The following is a 20854-nucleotide window of genomic DNA, read 5'->3' as shown; positions in this document are numbered from 1 at the left end:
CGTTTGGGCCATTGATTCTATTCCGAACTGCGGCTCAGTCGGCTTGGCTCCAGTCGTAGGCGGAGTTCATGCCGGCTTTGCGTGCCTGCTCGACAACACCGGGCAGGGCTTCGATGAGCTTGTCGACTTCTTCTTCTGTTGTTCCGTGGCCCAGTGTGAACCGCTGGGATGAGCGGGCCTCGTCTTCGCTGCGTCCGCAGGCCAGGAGTACGTGGCTGGGCCGGTTGACACCGGCGCTGCAGGCCGAACCGGCCGAGGTGGCAAAACCTGCCGCGTCCAGCAAGAACAGGAGGGAATCGGCTTCCGCTCCGGGGAAAGTGAAGTGGACGTTGCCCGGCAGCCGGTCCTCACGGTGACCTGACAGGTGAGCATGCGGGACGTTGTCCTCGATACCGGCGATCAGCCGGTCACGCAGACCAGACAGGCGCGGCGCCTCGTGAACTAGGTCCCCCGTTGCCTCCTGCGCGGCGGCGGCAAAAGCGGCAGCCCCTGCAACATCAAGGGTGCCCGAACGCAGCGAGCGCTCCTGCCCTCCGCCGTGCAGAACGGGGACCGCCTTGATGTCGCGCGACAGGATGAGAGCGCCGATGCCCACGGGGCCGCCGATCTTGTGGGCGGTGACCGTCATTGCGTCAACACCCAGGTCGGCGAAGTTCAGCGGCAGCTGTCCGAATGCCTGCACCGCGTCAGTGTGGATGGGCACACCCGCGGCCTTGGCGAGTGCTGCCGCTTCCTTGATCGGCTGGACAGTGCCGATTTCGTTGTTGGCGTACATGATCGACACGAGGGCCGCGCGGTCGCCGTGTTCGCGCAGCAGCTCTTCCAAGTGGTCGAGTTTGATGCGGCCGACTTCGTCGACGTCGACCAGGAGCACCTGCGCGCCTTGGGTTTCAAGCCAGCCGGCGGTGTCGAGGACGGCGTTGTGCTCAATCGGGGTGGTGATGATGACCGGGTGGGACAGTTCAGGGGCGGGTGTTGGCGTGCCCGCGCCTTCGGCCGGCACGCCGTTGCGGTGCCAGAACAGACCCTTGATGGCCAGGTTGTCGGCTTCTGTGCCGCCTGAGGTGAGCACCACCTCGGCCGGGGTCGATGCGCCGACCGCCCCAGCCAGCACCTCGCGCGAATCCTCCAGGCGCAGGCGCGACTGCTGGCCCAGCGAATGCAGGGCCGATGGGTTGCCGATTTTCTGCAGTTCGTCGGTGTAGGCCTTCAGCGCGGTGGGGCGCATGGGCGATGTCGCTGCATAGTCGAAATAGGAACGCACACACCGAGTCTAACGACCGCGGCGATACACTCTAAGGCGTGATTGCGTTCCTGACCTATGCCCAATATGCGGCCGCCGGGCTGCTTGCCCTGTGGGGCACCATCCAGGCCCTGCGAAACCGTCCGGCACCGATCGCGATGATCTGGTGGGCAGGTGCAGTGCTTCTGCTGCTGATCGTTCAGCTGGTCACCAGCATTGTGCTTTTCGGGCAGACAAACGCCGACCCGCTGCTGTTCTTCGGGTACGTGCTGACCGCAATCATCCTCGTGCCGATAGCCGCGGTGTGGGGATACATTGAGCCCAGCAAATGGGGGCCGTGGGTGCTGGCCGCAGCCGGCGCCACCGTCATCGTCATGATTATTCGAATGGACCAGATCTGGCTGTGAACACGAACGCAAACGCTGACAACTCTGGAGTTTCCGGCACCAAGCCGCACGCATACTCAGCAATGCACTCCGGGCCAGGGCGCGCCCTGACCGCGGTGTACGGAATCTTTGCGCTGTCGGCATCCGCGCGGGCCGGTTACCAGTTCGTGTCACACTTCGACCGTGCACCGCTGGCCTACAGCCTGTCGGCGTTTTCGGCTGTCGTCTACATCGTTGCGACGGTCTGCCTGGCGATCGCCAACCGCACAGCCCACCGGATTGCTGTCGTTTCGGTGCTCATCGAACTTGTCGGAGTTATTGCCGTCGGCATTTTCAGCCTTGTTAGGCCGGAGCTCTTCCCCGAAGCCACCGTGTGGTCAGGCTTCGGCATCGGCTACGGCTTCGTTCCGCTGGTGCTGCCAGTGCTCGGCATCCTGTGGCTGATCCGCGTAGACCGCATCGCCCAGCAGTACGGGGCTTAAGCCGGCGGGCCCGGCCAGAAGGCACCTCGACCCCAGAAGAGACCTCGGCCAGCTAGCCGGCACCTCGCCCCTCAGAAGAGACCTCGGCCAGTCAGCCGGCACCTCGGCCCTCAGAAGAGACCTCGGCCAGCCAATCCACCAACAAAAACACCCGTTAGCAACAAATCCACGCCTTAGCCGCACCGAGACACCCCTTAGCCGGAATCTGCGCTTTAGCCGTAACTGCTAACGGGAGTTTTTGTTGCTACCCGGCGGTAACCATCCTCAAGGGCGCGCCCCAACCGCCAAAACCAGCCCGAACCAACCCAGGCCAGCGCGGCTCAGTCGCCGGAGTCCTTGCTCTTGCCTTGGCCCTTGCCTTAGTCCTTGCTCTTATCCTCGTCCTTGCTCTTATCCTCGTCCTTGCCCTTGTCTTCGCCCTTTGCGGAGGTCTGTTTGCCGGACAGTGGGAACCAGTCGGGGCTGGTGAGCTTGGTCTTGTCCTTGCTGGTTTCAATGAGGAACGGGATTGACGCTTCGATTTCTACGCGGTTGCCGTTCTTCTTCCCCGTGGTGATGGCGGAAACCTGTTTGGGGAGTGTGAAGTTGAAGTCGTCGGGCACCTCGAGTGTGATGGTGCACCGCATTTCCGCCATCGAAACAGCCCCGCCGCCCTCAGCTTTCACCGCGTACTTTTCGAAGTCGATTTCCGTGTACGGCTGGCAGCGTGATTCAACACGCTTGAACGATTTGGTGTCTTTCGCGTACTCGTCAACGTAGTCGCGGTAGCCCTTGAAGCCGTCGCCGCTGGGGTCAAAGTCATCCAGCGAATCGCCGCCGCCGGATTTGCCCGCACCGCTGAGGTAGTCCTTGACCGCGGTGACGGTCTTGCCGAAATCGACGGCGTACTGTTTGCCTGCCTCAGCAACCTGGCCGTCTTCCAGTGCGAGGTTCGGCACACGCTCGGGGTCGATGAAAAGTCCCTGCTGCACTGTCCATTCGCTGTTGGCGTCTTCACGCGTCACCAGGAGAGCCTGCGTGCCGGATTCGGCATCGTCAGCATTGGCGAAGGCAAAGAACCACAGCGGATACTCCGACTGCTTCGGCCCGCCTGCAACCACCTTGTCGAAGCCGACCGTGCCGAGTTTCTTCTTTTCGGCTTTCGCTACGAGAACTTCAGCTTTTGTGCGGTCGAGCATCGGTCCGCCCTGAATTTCATCCAGACCTTTGCCGTCATCAGCAAGCGCTTTCTGCAGTTTCTTCGTGTAGTCGGTGATGAATGCCGAACCATCGCCGGCACGCAGCGGCGCCTTCGCGTATTCGCTGGACTGCGGAACCGCGGGCCGGGCAATCGGCGGCGCGCCGGCACACGCGCTCAGCAGCCCCAGTCCCGCAAAGGCTGCCGTCATCAGGCTGAGTGCGCGCTTCATCGGGCTCCCTCCGCTGTCTTCTTCACATCTGCCGAGGTGCCGCCCGGCTTCCCGCCTTTCGGCACCTGAGCGTCCGGCTCCCCATCTGCTGCCGAGGTGCCGCCCGGCTCCTCGCCTTCTGGCACCCGGGTGCCGGGCACCTCGGCATCTTGTTCACCCGCACCGCGACGGCGGCCGACCGCGACCTTCGGCTGTTCGTTCTTCCAGGACAGGAAAAGCCACACTGCAGCCGCGAAGGCCAGCACTGTGAAAGCCAGGCCGATGAGTGCCAGAGGAACAACACCGGGCGTGTCAACCGTGACGGTGATTTTGGCGTCAGCGAGGTCACCTTCAGGTGCGGCAACAACGACCATCTGCGGGTTGCTGTCAAGGCCAAGCCGCACCTTCGGCGATGTCCCCGTTTCCTGTGCAATCCACCAGTCGCGGCTTTCGGGGTCAGTCGGCAGTGAGTCTCCCCCGGCTACGAACCTGTGCTCGATTTCGCCCGGCAGTTTGATCTTGGTGGCTTCGTCGTGCGCGGTGCCCGACAGGTAGCTGCGAGCGTCAACCCCGTTGGCGGTTCCGATGAACACGGGACTGTCGGATTCGACGCTGACCTCCGCCACAGCGTTGGTCACGGGAATCAGCTGCTGGTCGATCATGACTGCCTGGCTGCGTTCGTCAGCGGTCATCGCCTCGGTGCGGGCCTGCCCGTCAAAGCCGACAACGGACAGTGCTGATGTCACCAGCACCAAGCCGAGAACTCCAACCAGCGCCAGCAGTCCGGCGCTCAGAAGCCGTGTCATCAGAACAGTGCGCGCATCAGACGGCCGCGGGCTTTGACGACGCGTGCGTCTTCAGCGCCGACGGCGTCGAACAGGTCCAGCAGGTGCACGCGGAGTTTTTCGCGGTCGTCGCCCGCGGTGGTTCCAATGAGCGTGATCAGTCGTGTGAATGCGTCTTCTACGTGTCCGCCTGCTACGTCGAGGTCAGCGCAGTCGATTGCCGCATCAACGGACGATGGGTTGTCAGCTGCGGCCTGGCGCACGGCGGCGAGGTCTTTGTCTCGGGTGCGGCGCAGCAGACCGACCCGGGCGATGCCGGCTTTCGCTTCGTCATCTGCGGGCGATTCGGCCAGTGCGTTCTTGTACACCTGTTCGGCACGGTCGAGGTCGCCGGCTTCCAAAGCTTCGAGCGCTTCGGGGTGGCGGGGACCCTGCTGTCCGGGAGCGCCTTTGACCCACGCGGTTTTGTGCAGTCCGGCCTGGCTCGCCGCCTGTGCGATCTGGTCGAACAGCTGGCGGATCTGCGCTTCGGGCTGCATACCCTGGAACAGCGGAACGGGCTGGCCCTTGATGACGGCGACAACCGTCGGCAGGGCCTGCACCTGGAATGCCTGCTGGATGGCGGGGCTGGTGGCAACGTCCACGAGTCCCAGCACTGCGCGACCAGCCTGGTCTTCAACGATCTTCTGCATGACGGGCAGGATCTGCTGGCTTTCGGGCTGCTGGCCGGAGTACAGCACGAGCACCACGGGCAGTTCCATCGACAGTCGGGCGGCCGATTCGAAGGTCTGCTCGTTCACTTCGAAGGCGAGCGCGGGAACTTCGACCTGGTTGGGGCCGGGTGCCTCGCTTGATTGTGCCGCACCGCCCGGTGCCGAAGCTGCCGAGGTGCCGTGTCCGCGAACCGCCGAAAGGTCAAGGCCTTCCTGGGCTCCCGGCTGGCCGGGCTGGTTCGGCTGGCCGGCCTGCGGGCCTCCTGCCTGCTGGCCGTGTCCGGGGTGTTCGGGCTGCTGGGGAATAGTCATGTTCTCCTCGTCAGTTGTTGCCGCTGAGTTTGGCGTCGGACATGGCGGTTGAAACGCCGATCAGGCGCACCTTGCCTTCGCCCTTCTTGGGCACGACGAATGCGTAGACCTGTGTGTATTCGGTCTGCAGTGTGCGCTGGGTTTTGCTTTCGCCGACGACCTTGGCCTGCGGGTTGGGCACTGTGAGTTCGCCGGTTTGGCCCTCGCGCGTTTCGGGTGACAGGGAAAGAGTCTGCACTGCCGAGCCGATCACGATGGCCGATCCGTCGGTGGTCGACTGGGCTGCGATCTGCTTGCCGGGGCTGTACTCAACCTTGGCCGAGCCGTTGCCCTTTTCGATTTCCTTCTTGATCTTCTTGAACGTGTCGTTTTCCTGTTTGGCGAACGCGTCGTCTTCGAAGTCGCCCTTGCGCTTGGCCTTGTTGGGCTTCTGGAGTTTTTCAGCGTAGTTTTCGACGGTCTGCTTGGGCGTCATGACCAGGCCGTCCTGATCGGCCGCCAGGAGGCCCGAACCGACGCGCGCATCTTCGACTTCGGGGAATTCAGCGCCGGGCAGGAGCACGGTCAGCGCCCACAGGCGGTAGGGACTGCGGGGGTCCTGCTGGCTGAGCATGACCAGCTGGGTTTGGTCGTTTCCGCTCACCACTGCAGATGTGATCCGCGGCCAGGAGTCGGTTGCCGAGGTGAAGTTCACCTTGACATCGTCAAAGGCTGGGGCGGCCGGAAGCTTGGCCTTTTTGTCCTTCTTCTTGATCTTGTAGGCGCCTTCGCGCTGCTGGTGGAAGCTGCCGTCGGCACGTTCGCCGAGTTTCTTCGTGTCGAGTTTGTCGTCGGCTTCCTTGATGGTGGTGTGGATGTCCTCCAGCACACGTTCAAGCTGTTCGTCGGTGACGGAGGCAGCCGGCGCGGTGGGAGTTTCCAACGGCTGCGGTTCGGGCAGTTCGGGTGCACCACAGCCTGCGAGCGCCAGGCCGGGAACGATCGCAAACGCCGAACCCATCTGGGCCAGACGGCGGCGGCGCTCACGGCGCGCTTCCTCGCGTTCTTTTTCGCGCTTCTTCGCTTTGGTGCCGGAAATGAACAGCAGGATGCCCAGAACAATGAGGATGAGTCCGATGACGATCAGCGGGGTCGACCACGCGTTGGTGGCGTCGTTCTGCCACGTAACCGAGACCTGCAGGTCAGTCTTTTCGCTGCTGCCGATCAAGAACGAGGTGTCGCCAGCCGCTTCGTCCCACGTGAAGGTCACCTGTTCGGGTTCGGTTGTGGAGTCTTCCCACAGGTCTGCTCCCGCGGGGTTGGGCACGCTGTCTTCTTCGCCGGCAACTTTTTCTGTGCGCAGCTCTTCTTGGGTTTTCAGCCCCGTGATGTCGAGGTAGGAGGCTTCGCCGAGCCACGCTTCGACGTTGGGCTTCGAGGCGTGGGCAACGGTAATGTCGCCGGTGCCCTTAACGGTTACCTGGGCTCCACCGGGATACAGGTTGAGAACTCCGGGCTCGATGACGGCCGCGGCGGAGCTTTCATCAGTCTGCGTGGTCGCCGTAATGTTTTCCGGCGGTGCCCACACGGTCTTCTGAAGAACTCCGACGACGCCGAGTACAGCGCCCAGGACGATCATCACGACTGCAGCAATTGAGCGCACGCGCTCCCCTTCGATCAGCTTGCGGTTCAACTGTCCATTCTACGTACCCGACAAAGCCGAGTTCTGGGCGGACTCTCAGCGGTCTGCTCACGCTCAGCGGGCTGTGTCAGACCGCACCGCTAATATGGGCGTCGTGGCTGTAGACAGAATTGTATGGATTGACTGCGAAATGACCGGCCTTGAGGTCGGCACGGACGAACTGATCGAAGTCGCGGCGATTGTCACCGACTTCGACCTCAAACCGCTTGACGACGGCATCGACATCGTCATCAAGCCGTCTGAGGCCGCGCGGAACAACATGAACGACTTCGTGACGAACATGCACCGCGAATCCGGGCTGATCGACGAACTCGACCAGGGCACCACGGTTGCCGACGCACAGAAGCGCGTCTTGGACTACATCCGTTCGCACGTCCCGGTTTCCGGCAAGGCGCCGCTGGGCGGCAATTCAGTCGGCACCGACAAAATGTTCCTGCAGCAGCAGATGCCGGAACTCGTCGACTATCTGCACTACCGCATCATCGACGTCAGCTCGGTTAAGGAACTGGCCAAGCGCTGGTTCCCGTCGTCGTACTATTCCGCTCCTGCCAAGACAGGCAACCACCGGGCCCTTGGCGACATTCTCGATTCCATTGCCGAACTCGCCTACTACCGTCGTGCGGTGTTCACGGCAGACGCCCCGGATTCAACAGCTTCGGCCAAGATCGCATCGGAGATCACCTCCGAGTACTTCCCCACCGACTCAGCCGAAAGTGACCAGCCGCAGTCCCCAGGCACCTCGGCAGACAGCTGAACATGAGCACCACCGCCGCTCCCCTGACATCGGCAGACGAAGGAAACGAAATCCCGCTGGGCAAGCGGGACTCCCGCTACCGTTTCTTCGAAATGATCCCGGCGCTCTTCAGCTACGGGAACCTCGCGGCTGTCGTCATTCTGTCGCTCATCAACCCCACGTGGGGTGCGCTGTGGGTGCTGGCGATCGTCGCCTATATGTTCATTCGCGGTGTGCGAGGTGCGATTGACCTTGTGCGCGGGCTGCGGCGTTTTCGCCTTGCTGCCCGCGTGGACTGGAATGCACGCTTGCTGGACATTGCGCTGGTCTTGGACGGCAAACGAGTGCCTCCGACCCCGCCGGGATCATTCAGGGCAGCCCAGCATCGGCAGCTGCTGCGGCAAATTGGGAAGAACCCGCAGAACTACCCGCACCCCGCCCGGGTGCAGCACGCTGTCATCATCGCGGCGTACAACGAACCCTACGAAGTCATCGAACCCACCATCCGCGGACTGCTGTACACAACGACACCGGCGGATCACCTGCACATCTTCTTCGCCTACGAAGAGCGCGGTGGCCCGGACATGCAGCTGACAGCGCAGCGGCTGAAGGAAAAGTACGGCGCGAAGTTCGGCACCTACGAACTCGTTGAACACCCCCGCGATATCCCCGGTGAAATCACCGGTAAGGGCGGCAACATCACCTACGCCGGCCGGCGCACAGCCATGTGGGCGGAAGAAAACGGCTACGACCCTGCCGAAGTCATGGTCACAACGCTCGACTGTGACAACAAGCCGTACGAAAGCTACTTCGACTACGTCGCCTACGAATACATTCGGGCTGAAGACCGTCAGCGGGCGTCCTATCAGCCGATCGCGCTGTACCTGTCGAACATCTGGGATGCCCCCGCGGTCACCCGCGTGATCGCATCGGCCAACTGCTTCTTCAATCTCACACAGACGGTCCGGCCGTTTTCGCTGCGGAACTTCGCATCACATTCGCAGCCGCTCGATGCGCTTATCGACATGGACTTCTGGTCCACGCGCACCATCGTCGAAGACGGCCACCAGTTCTGGCGGTCGTACTTCCATTTCGATGGCAACTACCGGGTGATCCCGGTGCACGTGCCCATTTATCAGGACGCGGTGTTGGCTGGGAACCTGGGCCAGTCGATCAAAGCGCAGTTCAAGCAGCTGTCCCGCTGGTCCTACGGAGCATCTGACGTTCCCTACGCCGTTAAGGGCTGGGCCAATTCGAAGCCCAAGTTCTTCCGCACGCTGTGTCAGTTCATCCTGCTGTTGGAAAGCCACGTCACGCTCGCCAGTGTTTCACTCATCATCGCCGTGGGCGGTTGGGTGCCGTTCCTGGTGCTGCGTGCCACCGGCGAAAACGCACCGGAGTTCACCAGCAACATGCCGTTTTTGGTCGGCGCCATCCAGCAGGTGGCCATGATCATGCTGCTCACATCGCTGCTGGTGTTCGTCAACCTGCTCCCACCCAGGCCTGTGCGCTATTCACGACTGCGCTCAGTGTCGATGCTCGCTCAGTGGCTGCTGTTCCCCTTTACGCTCATGATCTTCAATTCCTCAACAGCGCTCGTCTCTCAAGGCCGGTTGCTGTTCGGCAAGTACCGCGAAAACTTCGAGGTCACAGAGAAGACGGTTGTGAAGTCGAACGTCGAACCTTCGGCACGTCAAATCAGCCTGCAGCGCATGGACATAGAAAACGACGGCCGCTGACCCATGGGCTCAGCCCGTCACGCCCATGTGATTCTGCCGACGGGACCCACCGTTGTCATCGCGCACGACGACCAGCTGGTCGGAGTTCACCACGTGCCCATCAAGCACAGTCCCGAACCGGAAGTTTTCGGGCGGGAGCTCAGCTCCGCCTCGGCAGCTGGTGATCCGGTCATCGGACTGGCACTTGAGCAGCTGCGTGAGTACTTTGCCGGGCAGCGGCAGACTTTCGATGTTCCTATTGCTCTGCACGGCACCGACAGTCAGAAGCGCATTTGGCAGCTGCTGCTGGACATTCCGTTTGGCGAACTGACCACGTACGGGCAGATTGCCCGGCAGCTGGGCAAACCGGGCATGGCACAGGCTGTTGGCGGCGCTGTGGGGCACAATCCCATCAGCATCATCGTGCCGTGCCACAGGGTGATGGGCGCCGACGGCGGTTTGGTCGGCTATGCCGGCGGGCTTGAGCGCAAGCGGATGCTGTTGGAACTTGAGGGGCACACGCCAGACCGCCCGCTGTTCTGAAGATCCGGTGCCGAGGTGCCGGAACACCCGGGTGCCGAGACTCCGGGATTTGGTGCTCCACCTCGTAATTGTGCGGCAGATGCGGCACTCAGCCGCGCTGCTCCTGGTCTTTCTGTGAGCGGCGCAGGAACAGCCACGCCGCCACAATGACAGCCAAGCCCACGAGGATTGTCAGGCCACCCCACAGCAGGCTGCTGCTGCGAGCTTCAGCATTGTCGGCACCGGCCTGGCTGCCTTTCAGCGCGGAGTTGCGGCTGCCGTCTTCGGAGGACTCGGCCTGTTCGGCTTCGGGGGTGGGAACGGGGTCGTTGACCGCACCGTGGTTCTGTTCGGCATAGCCTCCAGAACCAGGGCTGGGGCTCTGCGGAACCCAGTTTGTGCCGCTGTTGCCGGTGTCCGGATAGCCGCCCTGCCGGCCAGAGCTGTCACTGTTGAAGCGGCCATCGGGAGGCAGTGGACTGCTGCTAGGCGGACCTGTGTTCGGCAGACGGGGGTCGTCGGCTGGAGGATCCTCGGGTTCGTCCGGCTGCTCCGGGACTGGTTTCTCAGTTGGCTTCTGAGTGGGTTTCGACGTTGGCTTCGGCTTTTCGGTCGGCGTCGGCGATGCCGAGGGGTCCTCAGACGGTGATTCCGAGGGGTCCTCAGACGGCGACTCCGAGGGGTCCCCACTCGGGTTGGGGGTGGGCGTGCCCGTCGGAGTACCGCTTGACCCGTCTGCGGGTTCACTCGACGGCGGAGGGCTGTTATCGCCGTCAGGATCGTACGGGGTGTCTGAAGTCCGCGATGCGGTTGAGGCTGCGGTGGGATTGTTTTCCGGCTGCGAGGCTGCCGGGATGGCGATTGTGAACAGCAGGCCGGAGGCGGCAAAACAGCACAGCGCGACGGCTATCGCCGGGCGCTTGAACGTGATTCTCATGCTGCCTTCCGGTGTGTGCATCAGCGTTGTACGTGCTCAAATGTGCGTGCTCAGCTGTTTCGAACGTCTGACCGAAGTACGGCGCAACGCCCGTTATTACCCTTCGTGTGCTTGTGCGTAGCCTCTGATTGTATCGGATTCGCTGCGGACGACCGCGTATTCGCCGTCCGAATCGACGGCCATGAGGTTGTTGCTGGTTTCGTAGGCGGCGTCACCTGCGACGATTGCGGGGCTGCCTTCGACCACTGCGGGCGTGTATGTGCCGCGGGGTTCCCCGAAGCGCACATCTTCGCCTGCCTCGTCACGTACCAGCAGGCCGGTCTTCATGTCGAAGAGGTAGGGACCGAATACTGCCAGGTGGAAGCCCTGCCCCCGTTCCCATTTGGCTTCGGAGATTCGGTTCGCCTGAGCTTCGACCGTTGACACGATCTTGCCTTGGCTGGTGTCGCTGACTACGACCTGCACAGCGGCGTCGGATTCGAGTTCAGTTCCGCTTTCGCCCCACACGGTGACGATTTTGCCGTGTCCGGCTGTCACCCATTTGAGGATTACGAGGTCGCGACCGGGTTTTTCGAGTGAGAACTTCTCCGTCAGGCCAGTGTCGGTGTCAGATACTGCGACGTCGCCATCGAAGGCGGCGGTGATGATCTTCCGACCGTCGAGCCCCATGGGGGTGAAGCCGGATTCGATGCCCACAACGGGGTGCACTTTGTCATCGTGGAAGTGGTAGAGCTTGTCGTCGGCAACGATCATGGGCGATGTTCCGGCCAGCGAGATTTCGGCGTTCTTGGGAAGTTCGTACTTGTGGGTTTTGTCTTCACCGTCGAAGAGGACTTCTGCGGTATCACCTGAGCGCAGCAGGAGGGCTGGGCGGTTGTTGATTTTGGTCTCGGCGGCGATCTGAATATCGCCGTCCATGGTGATGTTTGTGCGTTTGCGGCCGGTTGCCGGGTCGTAGATGTCGACGGTTTGGTTTTTGACTACGACGATTCCGCGTTCGGATGCACTGACTGATGCCGCAGGGTCGACAGGGAGTTCCCACGCAGGTTCATTCTTGAATCCGGGGACGACGCTGTCTGATTTTTTGAGGCTCAGTTTGGGCTGTTCGGCTCCACCGGACACATTTGCTGAGGTTTCTTCCAACCCGCCGTCGGGTGCGCCGACGAATGATGGGATGACCCACAGAACGATGACCACGATCAACATGACAGCCAACACGATTGACGGCACCAGCATGGATGGCCTGCGTTTGCGACGGTCTTCGCGTGCGGTCCTTGTTGGTTTTGGTTCGTCAGAGAGCAGTCGAGTCAGCAGTGATCCGTTGCCCTGCCGGGTGCGGTGGCGCCTTGCGGCTCGCCTTGTGCCGTTTTCTTCCGCGGTGCCACCAGGCTCCTCCACCGGCCCGTCTGCCCTTGCTGGCCGGGGTGCGGAATCACCCTCCGGGGATACCGCAGCCGAGGCGTATGGCACGGCTGATTCTGTGAAGGGTGCCGAGGTGTCCGCCTGATTTTCCAGCCCGCTCCCCTGGTCGGGAGCTTTTGATTCTTGCGCGCTTTCGACAGTGCGGTCTTCTCTGTTCTCTACTGCGTTCTGCGGCTGGATTATGGGAAGTTCGCTTGTTGCCACTGTTCCATCAGCCGCGATGACCACGGAATGTGAAGAATCACCGTCGGTGATCTGCACGAATATGGGGTGATCGTCGATTGCCGCTTCGTCGCGGACGGCCGCAAGTGCTGCACCCAGGTCTCGGCAGCGTTCCGAGGCGCCGTCGATCGTCAGCAGGACAGTTCTGTCCTCAGCAAAGCTGACGTCAGCGTGCTTCATCCTCGGGCTTTCTACTGGGGAGTCAGAGGTGTTGGTTTTCACCTGTCAACGGGTGGGTGATCCGCTGTTTCACCTGAGTGATTTTACGCCGCGCATATTGCAGTTCCCAGTTTGCACGGAAAACGTTATGGCTCGTTTATCTGCTGGTGAGAACGTGACTGTTCGCTGTGTGAATGCAGGGGTTCAGCAAGGCGCCTGTTGAGCTCGACGGAGTGAAACATGAGCCGATTTGGCCTTACGGCCGAGCGTGGCTTACCATTGTCAATGCTGTCCAAGCGGCAGTGATGGTGGCTATAGCTCAGCTGGTAGAGCACCGCGTTGTGGTCGCGGGGGTCGCGGGTTCAAGTCCCGTTAGCCACCCCAGTCAATTCCCGGGCACCGTTCATATGGCGCCCGGGAATTTTTTTGTGGGTGAGGTTGGCAGCCTCGACAGGTGTGGCGGCTTATGCCTGCGGCGGTTGCGGAGGTTGAGGCGGCACCGGTCCCGAACCCTGAGGCGGACTCTGCCAAGGTTGAGGCGGCACCGGGCCTGCCCCTTGCGGTGGCATCGGACCTGAGCCCTGCGGAGGGTACGTCGGCACCGATCCCGAACCCTGAGGCGGCTGCCCCGGATACCCCTGAGTCTGCACCTGGCCCGTGTAAGGCCCGGATCCCGGATAGGCAGAAATCTGCCCGTCATAGGGATACTGGCCGCTGACTACTGGCGCGGCAGGCTGCCCAGCGTTCTTCTTTTTGAGGAGCAGGAAGATGACGACGGCACCGATGATCAGCAGCAGCACCACGCCGATGATGACGAATACGAGCAGCCACGGGAAGCTGGGTGCTTCCGCATTGACAACGATAGTGTTCTGCCCGTAAGAGCGAAGGTCGTAGGTCACGGTGTTGCCGTTGACGCGACCGCCTTCGGCATCAATAATGTCGCCGGGAAAGGCCAGCGTCAGCTGTGCTTGAGTAACCGTTTCTGACGGGTCCACAGGGAATCCCAGATTTCCCAGAACCGTAGCCGAAACCGGATTTTCCATACTCATCGAGATCACGCCGCCGTCTTTTTCCAGCATGATGTCGGGACCAGGCACACCGTCGATGTCGAAGTCCTCGGCCACAACCTTGTCGAGAGTGATCATGATCCCGATTTCCGATCCAGTTTTGACTTTCTCGACGGTCGCCCCTTCCGGGATACTGTTCTGTAAGTCGCTGACCAGCCCATCAGCGCGTTGATCGAGTTCGCTCTCACTCAGCACAGATGTGAAAATCGACTTTTCTTTTTCAAGACGAACAAGGTCAACACCCATCTGGTAGGTGCCGCTGACAAGCAAATCTTCGTCAATGTCAAGATTGATGTCCGCCTTTCCGGCGGCGACTCCCCCACATCCGGCAAGAACAAGTCCCATGATCAGAGCCAGGCTGATGGCCAGTGCTCTGGTGAGTTTCGGCTGCAGGTTCTGCATAGGGTTGCCTCCGGTTGGTTCCCTGCTTCACTTTGCGGCGTGTGTTTGAGCGTGATTCTAGCCGCAAACAGAGAGGTTGGGACGCGTATGCAAATATGACGGTTTGTTACCGCTTCCGCCCGAAGTTTCTCCAGTTCCAGTATGTTGTCAGCAGGTTCAAGAGTTGCAGCTTTCAGTACCTGGCTGGCTGCACGGCAACCCTCTCCATCGAGCGGGGTGCCCCAGGGGAAGAACCGGCATGAGCAAACGTTCATGCAAGTCGATGGATCCCGTCGCGCAAACGCATTGGGATCCGGTAAGGAACATTCCCATGTCTACTCACCGTGGCAACACCGGTACAGGCACATCTGACAACGTCGACCCAACGGATGGTTGGGGCGAAGTCCCTGAAGCTGATCGCCCTCTGTGGTCTCGCTACATGCTCGACCATTGCCCTGCGTTCCCAGGGGCGACCATCATGAATTTCATTGCAGGCAGCGTCGTCAAGGGCGGCACGCGCGTCCCCCAATCTTGGAAAGACACAGCCGCAGAACTGCACAGTGCAGGCTTCAGCCCGCTCCAATACTTCTTACTCGCTGAGCTACTATCGAGCGCGCGCAAGAAGGGCGAATTGCAGGAAACCGCACACGGCCATCTTTTCAAACAGTGGTTCGGCGACTATTTCCCGGATTTTCGACTCAATGCGGATGCCTGGCGGCCATGGCTTGAGCGTCTGCACCAAGCGCAGTCGCCCAGCCGAGCGCTCAGCCACATCCTTCATGGGTGGAACCTGCCGCCCTTGGGCACGGTGAGGTTCACCAAAGGAGGGAATACGCAGGTCGTTTCCGACTGATCAAGCAAAGAGCGTCCCGCCTAGCTTCGCCTGCGCCCTGCGGTTCAGCCGAATGTGTCAGCTGCGGGCTGCCGAGGCTTACCTCTGAGGAGGGTTGGGCGGCGTCGGCCCTGAATCGTGGGGTGGGTTCTGCGGCGGCTGCTGGCCCGGGTATCCCCGCGGTGGGTTCTGCCCGCCGTGGGGCACCTGGCCCGGGTTGGCCTTCTGCTGCCCGGCATGCGGATACGGCCCGGAGCCTCCAGGTGAGGTTGCTGCTGGGCGCTGTTTGTTCTGCCTCTTGACTACGATCACCACTATCACGACCGCAATGATGATCGGCACGACGGTCCAGCCGATAAAACCGGCTATGAACGTCCATGAGAATCCGGTGCCGGCTAAGACGCTCGAGGAGGATTTCGCTTGGAAACCCATTGCGAATCCTTCGAAAGAGAGAAGGTCCCAGGTGACGGTGTTGCCGTTGGCCTGGCCGCCGTAGTGGTGTTCGACGTCACCGGGGAAGGTGAATTTCATCTGAGCTTCAGTGAGCACCTCGGAGGGATCCGTCGGCAGCCCGTAGTTAAAGAGCACCTCTGGCCCGACTGGATTCATCGCTGAGCCCGCAACGTAGCCTTCCGCCTCAACTAGCTCCACGTCAGGGCCCTCGAGGCCGTCGATGTCGAATTCGCCGGACGGCACCTTGTCAAGAGTGATGTTCAGCCCCGCTTCGGACTCGGTGTCGATTTTCTCGACCGTCATCCCTTCTGGGGCGTCACTCTCCAGGTCATCGACCAGCCGGTCGAGTTGCTTACTGACTTCATCCTTGTCGAGCGAGGCGCCGGAAGCTGACAATTCCTCTTCAACGAGGGCGGTGTCAACCACCAACTTGTAAGTGCCTGTGAGACGCCCTTCCTTGTCAAAGCTCAAATCAATATTGAGCTTCCCCGCCGCAACGCCCTCGCAGCCGGCAAGAACAAAGCCCATGATCAGAACCAGGCCGACGGCAAGCGCTCGGGTGAGTTTCTTCTGCAGATTCTGCATGGGTTGGCCCTCCGGAATGTGCCGGCGCCCTTCGCGCGGCGTGAATCTGGGCAAAAGTTTAGCCGGCGACGCGAAGGTTGAGGGCTGAAATCTTCAGCTTTTGTCTAGACGCACTTACCGGCTTTTAGATGGGAGCCCCTGTGGTGAGCTCCCCCTCGTCATTCTCACGAGGAGGAGCTCACCACGGCTTGCGAACCCCAGTGGTCACATCTCAACGATCATCTTGCCGGTGTTGCCGCCGGTGAAAAGCTCGAGGAATGCCTCAGGCATGGCTTCGATGCCGTGGCGGGTGGTCACGTCGTATTTGATGTCGCCGTTGAGGACAAGCGGAGCCATGCGCTCCTGGAATTCAGGGGCGGCGTCCGAATACTTGCCGAGGACGAATCCGCGCAGAGTGAGGCACTTGCCGATGGCCAGTGCGAGGTTGCGCGGCCCCGAAGGTTTCTGGGTGTTGTTGTATTGTGCGATCGCGCCGCACATGGCGACGCGGCCGAACTCGTTCATGCGGGCAATGGCTGCTTCGAGGTGTTCTCCGCCGACGTTGTCGAAGTACAGGTCGATTCCTTCTGGCGCAGCTTCCTTGAGTTGTGCGGAAAGATTGCCTTCGCGGTAGTTGATGGCGGCGTCGAAGCCGAGCTCCTTGAGCCGCTCGACCTTTTCGTCGGTGCCAGCCGATCCGATGACCTTCGATGCGCCGAGCTGGCGTGCGAACTGACCGACAGCCGAGCCGACTGCGCCGGCCGCGCCGGAAACGAACACGACATCGCCTTCCTTGATTTCGGCAATGCGGGTCAGCCCAACGTAGGCGGTCAGACCGGTCAGGCCGAGGATGCCGAGGTAGGCGTGCGCGGGTGCCATGTCGAGGTCGACGGGTTTGGCGGCTGACTCATCGACGACGGCGACGTCCTGCCAACCCAGCGAGTGGCTGACGGCGTCACCCACTTTGAACTTCTCGGAGCGGGATTCGCGGACGATGCCGACAGCGCCACCGGTCATCGGCTTGTCGATTTCGAAAGGTGGGATGTAGGACTTCACATCGTTCATCCGGCCGCGCATGTAGGGGTCAACCGTGTTGACCTTGTTCACTACGAGGATCTGCCCGTCGGAAAGTTCAGGAAGCTCCACCTCTTCGAGGCGGAAGTTGTCCATAGTTGGGGTGCCGGTGGGGCGAGAAGCCAGAACCCACTGCTTAGAAGTCGTCATGAAGAACTGCATCCTTTCGCCAATGAGGCTACTGCGAAACCAACAGGGCCTCGATGCTTGTCACTTCTCGCCCAGTCCAGCACTGCAAGGCGTGCAAAAATTCCAAGCGGAATGGCAAAAGCTCCCATCTTTCGGTGGCGGCCTCTGCATCCGGAGGCTTCAGACGTCCAGGCCCGCCTGACGGTGCATTTCAACGAACGGGTCGAAGTAATAGCGGAAGTTGAACCTGTCTTCCTCCGTGCCTTCTTCCTCAAGCACCTCGAGGAACTCGTTCCCGGTCGCTACTGCCTCTGCCAGAAGTTCGTCATCTTCAACTATTGCGCCAGCTTCCAGCACCGCGTGATAAGCATCATCGAAAAACAGATCCGGGTCTTCTTCGAACGGCATGTACTTCTGCACAGGCTCCCGCCCGCTGGCCTCATCAGCAACCTGCAACAGCGCATAGAAAACTCGATGCATCGACTCGAAGTACCTATTGACGTCATCAAACTCTGGCATCGGACCGTCCTCACCACAGCCGGGGCTTAGCGCCCGCTCGTTTCCGTAAACAAAAGCAACCCCACACCCTGCGTGCTGTGGGGTTACTGTTCTCTCGAGCATTACGCACCTGTAGGCCGGTGCTTTAGCTGCAAGGACGCTGTGGTGAGGTCGTTACGGTGTCAGCGTCTCCAGCAGGCCGTCTGCTCCGCTTGCTGCTGCGAAACCGGTGAAGTAGGTGCTGTGTGTTGCCTTCACCGTTTCGAGGGAATCTGAGCCGACAAGAACAATGTCTGTAGATAGTGAGTCGCGGTACTCCGCTTCGAGCTTTGCGTATTCTTCCATTGCCCGCTCCGCATCAGTGCCAAAAGACTCCTGCATGATGAGCTTGTCCTGGACATGGTCAAAGACGAGCAGGAAATGATTGATGTTGCTCATGACGCGCCCTCCTGCTTGTCAACGCTCGCGGTGAGCAGCTTGTTCACTTCTGCAATCTGGCGATTTGCCTTGTCAATCAAGTCTATCGGAACGCGCTTCTGCTCTTCTTCGAGGCGGTATATTTCGGCCATTGTCCGAGCCAGAATCTGTACCGGGTGGTCACCGGCGTCCTGCTTGAGGTTGCGCCCGAAGTGTCCCGACATGCGTTCGACGAATTCGGCCCATGCATGCATCCTGCGTGAACGTATCTGAATCTCGATCGGCAAGCTATCGCGCTTCACCACGATATGCACTGCTCTATACCCTGACTCACGCGGGCACTCGATGTAGTCGTACACCTTCGCGACCTGAGCTTCCCAAACATCGAGGATCGCAGCTTCTACAGTCCGCACCTGTGCGATATCGCTGACAAGGATTCTGCATCCTCCAATGTCCTGCATGCGGGACAGGTCTAGCCCTTTCTCACGATCGCCCAGCTTTTCTAAGATGGTCTGCTCCCGCTTAAGCCGCTGCGTCACGGACGCATCAATTCCACATCCCGATGCAATGCCGCTCACACTGTTGGTGACCATCAGAAGCGGGCCGGCAAACTGAGAGCGAAAGGCACGCACGACTTCGAGTGCTTCCTCAAACTCTGCTTGACTAGCCTCACCGCCGCGGAACCTCCTGATCTTCGATCCTGCTTTCCGGACGCTGGTCTTCGACGGTCTCTCATGCTCTGCCACGCTGCCAGTTTATTCAACAGCTTCCGCACTTCTCGGGCGTTCAAGTACTTCCGTGACACAAGCGCGTTACGTCCACAACTTTCGTGAGGAGCTCGACACGCCTGCACATCTGGAACCGCTCGGGCAGAAGCAGCCTGCCATGTAGAAGAGGGGTAAACGTGGGACAGGCGCCCCGGCACGCGGGCAACAAGAAGGCCCTGACCTGCATTTCTGCTGGTCAGGGCCTTTGTTTTCGTACACCCCCCGGGACTCGAACCCGGAACCCACTGATTAAGAGTCAGTTGCTCTACCAATTGAGCTAGAGGTGCGCAACGAGAAACTACTATACACACTTCCTGCGGCGGTGGGAAATCGAAATCAACCCGAATCCGACCTTTGTGACCAACCGCACAAGACCGAGCTGAGCGGCACCTCGTGCGATCAGGGAGGGCAGCCCCGACGCCAAACCAGCAGCCGCCCTAGCGGCTACAGGTACAGGCCGGTGCTGTCCTCACCGGCGGTCTGCGAAATCGCGTGAATATCGCGTTCACGCAGAAGTGTGTACAGGGATCCGTCGAGTTCGACCTCGGCACGGTCTTCTGGGTCGAACAGGATGGTGTCGTGCAGGCTGACCTGGCGCACATTCGGGCCGGTAGCCACCACCGTGCCCCACGCCAGCCGCTTGCCCATGGCCGCGGTTGCGGGAATGACAATGCCAGCAGAAGACCTGCGCTCCCCCGCTTCCTTGTCAGGTTCCACGAGCAGACGGTCGTGGAGCATGCGGATGGGAAGCTCGCCGGCGGTTTCTGCCGCTGACCGCTTACGCGACTTTTCAGACATACAGCGAATACTTGCCGATCAGTGCTAGTTCAGTACTTGCGCTGGCTGCGCACGATGCCCAGAGCCACGATCGCTGCAGCGCTGAGAACAAGGCCGCCAACGAGTGCGGCGGTGTCAGCGCGGACTGAACCGTCCGAGTTGACGGCAGCTCCCTTGACCCGGCCGGTTGCACGAGCGGCAATGGCCTTAGGGTGGACTTCGCCGATGAGAGTGTCGATGTTGGCAGCCAGGCGCTGTTCGCGCAGGCGGATGGATTCTTCGAGCTGTGCCTTCGAAGCGTTGTCGACAGTGATGTCCGAGGTGTAGACGTTGCTCACGCGCATTCCTTTTCTTCGGAAGTCTGCTTACTCCCCCGAGCTTACCGTGACCGGCTGACACCCGGCGGCAGGTGGCAAGGCAGGTGGCAGAATGAGACGCAGAACAAGGCTCCTAACGAAGGGAATGCAATGACCCGCCTGGAGATCGGCGACACCGCCCCGGATTTCACTCTGACTGATCACACGGGTGAGGACCTCACCCTGTCTGACCTGCGCGGCAAGCCCGTCATCGTCTACTTCTACCCGCGCGCCATGACTCCCGGCTGCACCACGCAGGCATGCGATTTCCGTGACAGCCTGTCATCGCTGAAGTCTGCCGGCTACACGGTGCTGGGCGTTTCGCCGGACAAACCGGAAAAGCTCGCCCAGTTCGTGGAAAAGGAAGGCCTGAACTTCCAGCTGCTGTCAGACCCGGACAAGCAGGTTATGACTGAATGGGGCGCGTTCGGTGAAAAGAAGAACTACGGCAAGATCGTCCAGGGTGTCATCCGCTCCACGATCGTGTTGGATGAAGAAGGTGTTGTGAAGGTCGCCCAGTACAACGTGCGCGCCAAGGGCCACGTGGAGCGTCTGCGCCGCGAACTCGGCATCGACTGACTTACCGGCAACACCCGAGCTACTTCCCCGCCTCGGTAGCCGACCACCTCGGCACCTCGCCCCAATCCCGCGAACCCACCTCGAGCCCCACTGACCACGGTCAGGGTCTTGTATGCTGGGTTCGCCCGCGCGAGTGGCGGAATTGGCAGACGCGCTGGATTTAGGTTCCAGTGTCTTCGGACGTAGGGGTTCAAGTCCCCTCTCGCGCACAGCTGTGAAGTCCCGGGACATCGTTCACTCGATGTCCCGAGATTTTT

The 20854-nt window shown here is 61.0% G+C and carries 22 protein-coding genes, 3 tRNA genes and 1 riboswitch; of the genes, 9 read left to right on the top strand and 16 right to left on the bottom strand.

The window, feature by feature from the left end; translation table 11 throughout:
- Positions 1-34: 34 nt before the first annotated feature.
- Complete coding sequence (locus tag HMPREF3172_RS03745) at positions 35-1264, bottom strand: cysteine desulfurase family protein (RefSeq protein ID WP_083281399.1); 1230 nt, start codon at positions 1262-1264, stop codon at positions 35-37.
- 38 nt (positions 1265-1302) lie between these two features.
- Between HMPREF3172_RS03745 and HMPREF3172_RS03740 the strand changes: the two genes are divergently transcribed.
- Together HMPREF3172_RS03740 and HMPREF3172_RS03735 are read left to right on the top strand one after the other, a co-directional pair.
- Complete coding sequence (locus tag HMPREF3172_RS03740; RefSeq protein ID WP_019174727.1) at positions 1303-1650, top strand: hypothetical protein; 348 nt, start codon at positions 1303-1305, stop codon at positions 1648-1650.
- A 62-nt stretch (positions 1651-1712) separates the two neighbouring features.
- Positions 1713-2111 carry a hypothetical protein gene (locus HMPREF3172_RS03735; protein ID WP_070515604.1) on the top strand — a complete coding sequence of 133 codons (399 nt, stop codon included), beginning with the start codon at positions 1713-1715 and terminating at the stop codon, positions 2109-2111.
- Positions 2112-2470: 359 nt separating this feature from the next.
- On the opposite strand, the gene HMPREF3172_RS03730 is transcribed toward HMPREF3172_RS03735, so the two are convergent.
- Genes HMPREF3172_RS03730 through HMPREF3172_RS03715 form a run of 4 tightly spaced genes read right to left on the bottom strand, consistent with a single transcriptional unit; the run spans position 2471 to position 6981 of the window.
- A complete protein-coding gene (locus HMPREF3172_RS03730) occupies positions 2471-3520 on the bottom strand; it encodes a DUF8094 domain-containing protein (protein WP_070515545.1) in 1050 nt (349 codons plus the stop codon).
- A complete protein-coding gene (locus HMPREF3172_RS03725) occupies positions 3517-4305 on the bottom strand; it encodes a hypothetical protein (RefSeq protein WP_070515543.1) in 789 nt (262 codons plus the stop codon). The genes HMPREF3172_RS03730 and HMPREF3172_RS03725 overlap by 4 nt, the downstream gene beginning before the upstream one ends.
- Positions 4305-5309 (bottom strand): tetratricopeptide repeat protein, encoded by a 1005-nt coding sequence (locus tag HMPREF3172_RS03720; RefSeq protein ID WP_070515541.1) that lies wholly within the window; start codon positions 5307-5309, stop codon positions 4305-4307. Before HMPREF3172_RS03720 ends, HMPREF3172_RS03725 begins: the two co-directional genes overlap by 1 nt.
- A gap of 10 nt (positions 5310-5319) precedes the next feature.
- Positions 5320-6981, bottom strand: coding sequence for a DUF8094 domain-containing protein (locus HMPREF3172_RS03715; RefSeq protein ID WP_083281398.1), 1662 nt, complete (start codon positions 6979-6981; stop codon positions 5320-5322).
- A gap of 139 nt (positions 6982-7120) precedes the next feature.
- Here HMPREF3172_RS03715 and orn point away from each other — a divergent pair, with 139 nt between their 5' ends.
- From orn to HMPREF3172_RS03700, 3 genes are read left to right on the top strand one after another with little or no spacing between them, the layout of a single operon-like run.
- A complete protein-coding gene (gene orn / locus HMPREF3172_RS03710) occupies positions 7121-7744 on the top strand; it encodes an oligoribonuclease (RefSeq protein ID WP_231864037.1) in 624 nt (207 codons plus the stop codon).
- A 2-nt stretch (positions 7745-7746) separates the two neighbouring features.
- Positions 7747-9462, top strand: a complete 1716-nt coding sequence (locus HMPREF3172_RS03705; RefSeq protein WP_062019337.1) for a glycosyltransferase family protein — start codon at positions 7747-7749, stop codon at positions 9460-9462.
- 3 nt (positions 9463-9465) lie between these two features.
- Entirely contained in the window at positions 9466-9984 is a 519-nt protein-coding gene (locus HMPREF3172_RS03700; RefSeq protein ID WP_070515538.1) for a methylated-DNA--[protein]-cysteine S-methyltransferase, read from the top strand.
- Between the two features lie 88 nt (positions 9985-10072).
- Here the strand turns inward: HMPREF3172_RS03700 and HMPREF3172_RS03695 are convergent, their stop codons facing one another.
- Complete coding sequence (locus HMPREF3172_RS03695) at positions 10073-10900, bottom strand: hypothetical protein (protein WP_070423963.1); 828 nt, start codon at positions 10898-10900, stop codon at positions 10073-10075.
- Between the two features lie 96 nt (positions 10901-10996).
- Positions 10997-12724, bottom strand: coding sequence for a hypothetical protein (locus HMPREF3172_RS03690; RefSeq protein ID WP_070515535.1), 1728 nt, complete (start codon positions 12722-12724; stop codon positions 10997-10999).
- Between the two features lie 287 nt (positions 12725-13011).
- Between HMPREF3172_RS03690 and HMPREF3172_RS03685 the strand changes: the two genes are divergently transcribed.
- A tRNA-His gene (locus HMPREF3172_RS03685) sits at positions 13012-13087 on the top strand.
- A gap of 80 nt (positions 13088-13167) precedes the next feature.
- Here the strand turns inward: HMPREF3172_RS03685 and HMPREF3172_RS03680 are convergent.
- Positions 13168-14115: an LppM family (lipo)protein gene (locus tag HMPREF3172_RS03680; protein ID WP_141741565.1), complete on the bottom strand. Its 948-nt coding sequence runs from the start codon at positions 14113-14115 to the stop codon at positions 13168-13170.
- Positions 14116-14326: 211 nt separating this feature from the next.
- Positions 14327-14439, top strand: a riboswitch (SAM riboswitch).
- Between HMPREF3172_RS03680 and HMPREF3172_RS03675 the strand changes: the two genes are divergently transcribed.
- Complete coding sequence (locus HMPREF3172_RS03675) at positions 14411-15004, top strand: hypothetical protein (RefSeq protein WP_256173153.1); 594 nt, start codon at positions 14411-14413, stop codon at positions 15002-15004. (Overlaps the previous riboswitch by 29 nt.)
- A gap of 78 nt (positions 15005-15082) precedes the next feature.
- Here the strand turns inward: HMPREF3172_RS03675 and HMPREF3172_RS03670 are convergent, their stop codons facing one another.
- The 8 genes from HMPREF3172_RS03670 to HMPREF3172_RS03635 all read right to left on the bottom strand — a co-directional run bounded on the left by HMPREF3172_RS03670 (position 15083) and on the right by HMPREF3172_RS03635 (position 20006).
- Entirely contained in the window at positions 15083-16021 is a 939-nt protein-coding gene (locus tag HMPREF3172_RS03670; protein WP_070515531.1) for an LppM family (lipo)protein, read from the bottom strand.
- Between the two features lie 204 nt (positions 16022-16225).
- Complete coding sequence (locus tag HMPREF3172_RS03665) at positions 16226-17224, bottom strand: NADP-dependent oxidoreductase (RefSeq protein ID WP_070515598.1); 999 nt, start codon at positions 17222-17224, stop codon at positions 16226-16228.
- A gap of 159 nt (positions 17225-17383) precedes the next feature.
- Positions 17384-17722: a hypothetical protein gene (locus tag HMPREF3172_RS03660; RefSeq protein ID WP_070515529.1), complete on the bottom strand. Its 339-nt coding sequence runs from the start codon at positions 17720-17722 to the stop codon at positions 17384-17386.
- A 153-nt stretch (positions 17723-17875) separates the two neighbouring features.
- Entirely contained in the window at positions 17876-18139 is a 264-nt protein-coding gene (locus HMPREF3172_RS03655; RefSeq protein WP_070515526.1) for a hypothetical protein, read from the bottom strand.
- Entirely contained in the window at positions 18136-18864 is a 729-nt protein-coding gene (locus tag HMPREF3172_RS03650; protein WP_070515524.1) for a RelA/SpoT domain-containing protein, read from the bottom strand. Before HMPREF3172_RS03650 ends, HMPREF3172_RS03655 begins: the two co-directional genes overlap by 4 nt.
- A gap of 235 nt (positions 18865-19099) precedes the next feature.
- Positions 19100-19172 (bottom strand) — tRNA-Lys (locus tag HMPREF3172_RS03645).
- Between the two features lie 157 nt (positions 19173-19329).
- Entirely contained in the window at positions 19330-19683 is a 354-nt protein-coding gene (locus HMPREF3172_RS03640) for a GroES family chaperonin (protein ID WP_070515522.1), read from the bottom strand.
- A 29-nt stretch (positions 19684-19712) separates the two neighbouring features.
- On the bottom strand, positions 19713-20006 hold the full coding sequence (locus HMPREF3172_RS03635) for a DUF3618 domain-containing protein (protein ID WP_231863960.1): 294 nt from the start codon (positions 20004-20006) through the stop codon (positions 19713-19715).
- A 123-nt stretch (positions 20007-20129) separates the two neighbouring features.
- Between HMPREF3172_RS03635 and bcp the strand changes: the two genes are divergently transcribed.
- Positions 20130-20597, top strand: a complete 468-nt coding sequence (gene bcp / locus HMPREF3172_RS03630) for a thioredoxin-dependent thiol peroxidase (RefSeq protein WP_070515519.1) — start codon at positions 20130-20132, stop codon at positions 20595-20597.
- A 127-nt stretch (positions 20598-20724) separates the two neighbouring features.
- Positions 20725-20806: transfer RNA gene (locus tag HMPREF3172_RS03625), tRNA-Leu, on the top strand.
- The last annotated feature ends 48 nt before the right edge of the window (positions 20807-20854 follow it).

Origin of the sequence: Brevibacterium sp. HMSC08F02 (genome assembly GCF_001807555.1) — a bacterium.
Classification (GTDB): Bacteria; Actinomycetota; Actinomycetes; order Actinomycetales; family Brevibacteriaceae; genus Brevibacterium; species Brevibacterium ravenspurgense.
This window is presented reverse-complemented; position numbering and strand designations above follow the sequence as displayed.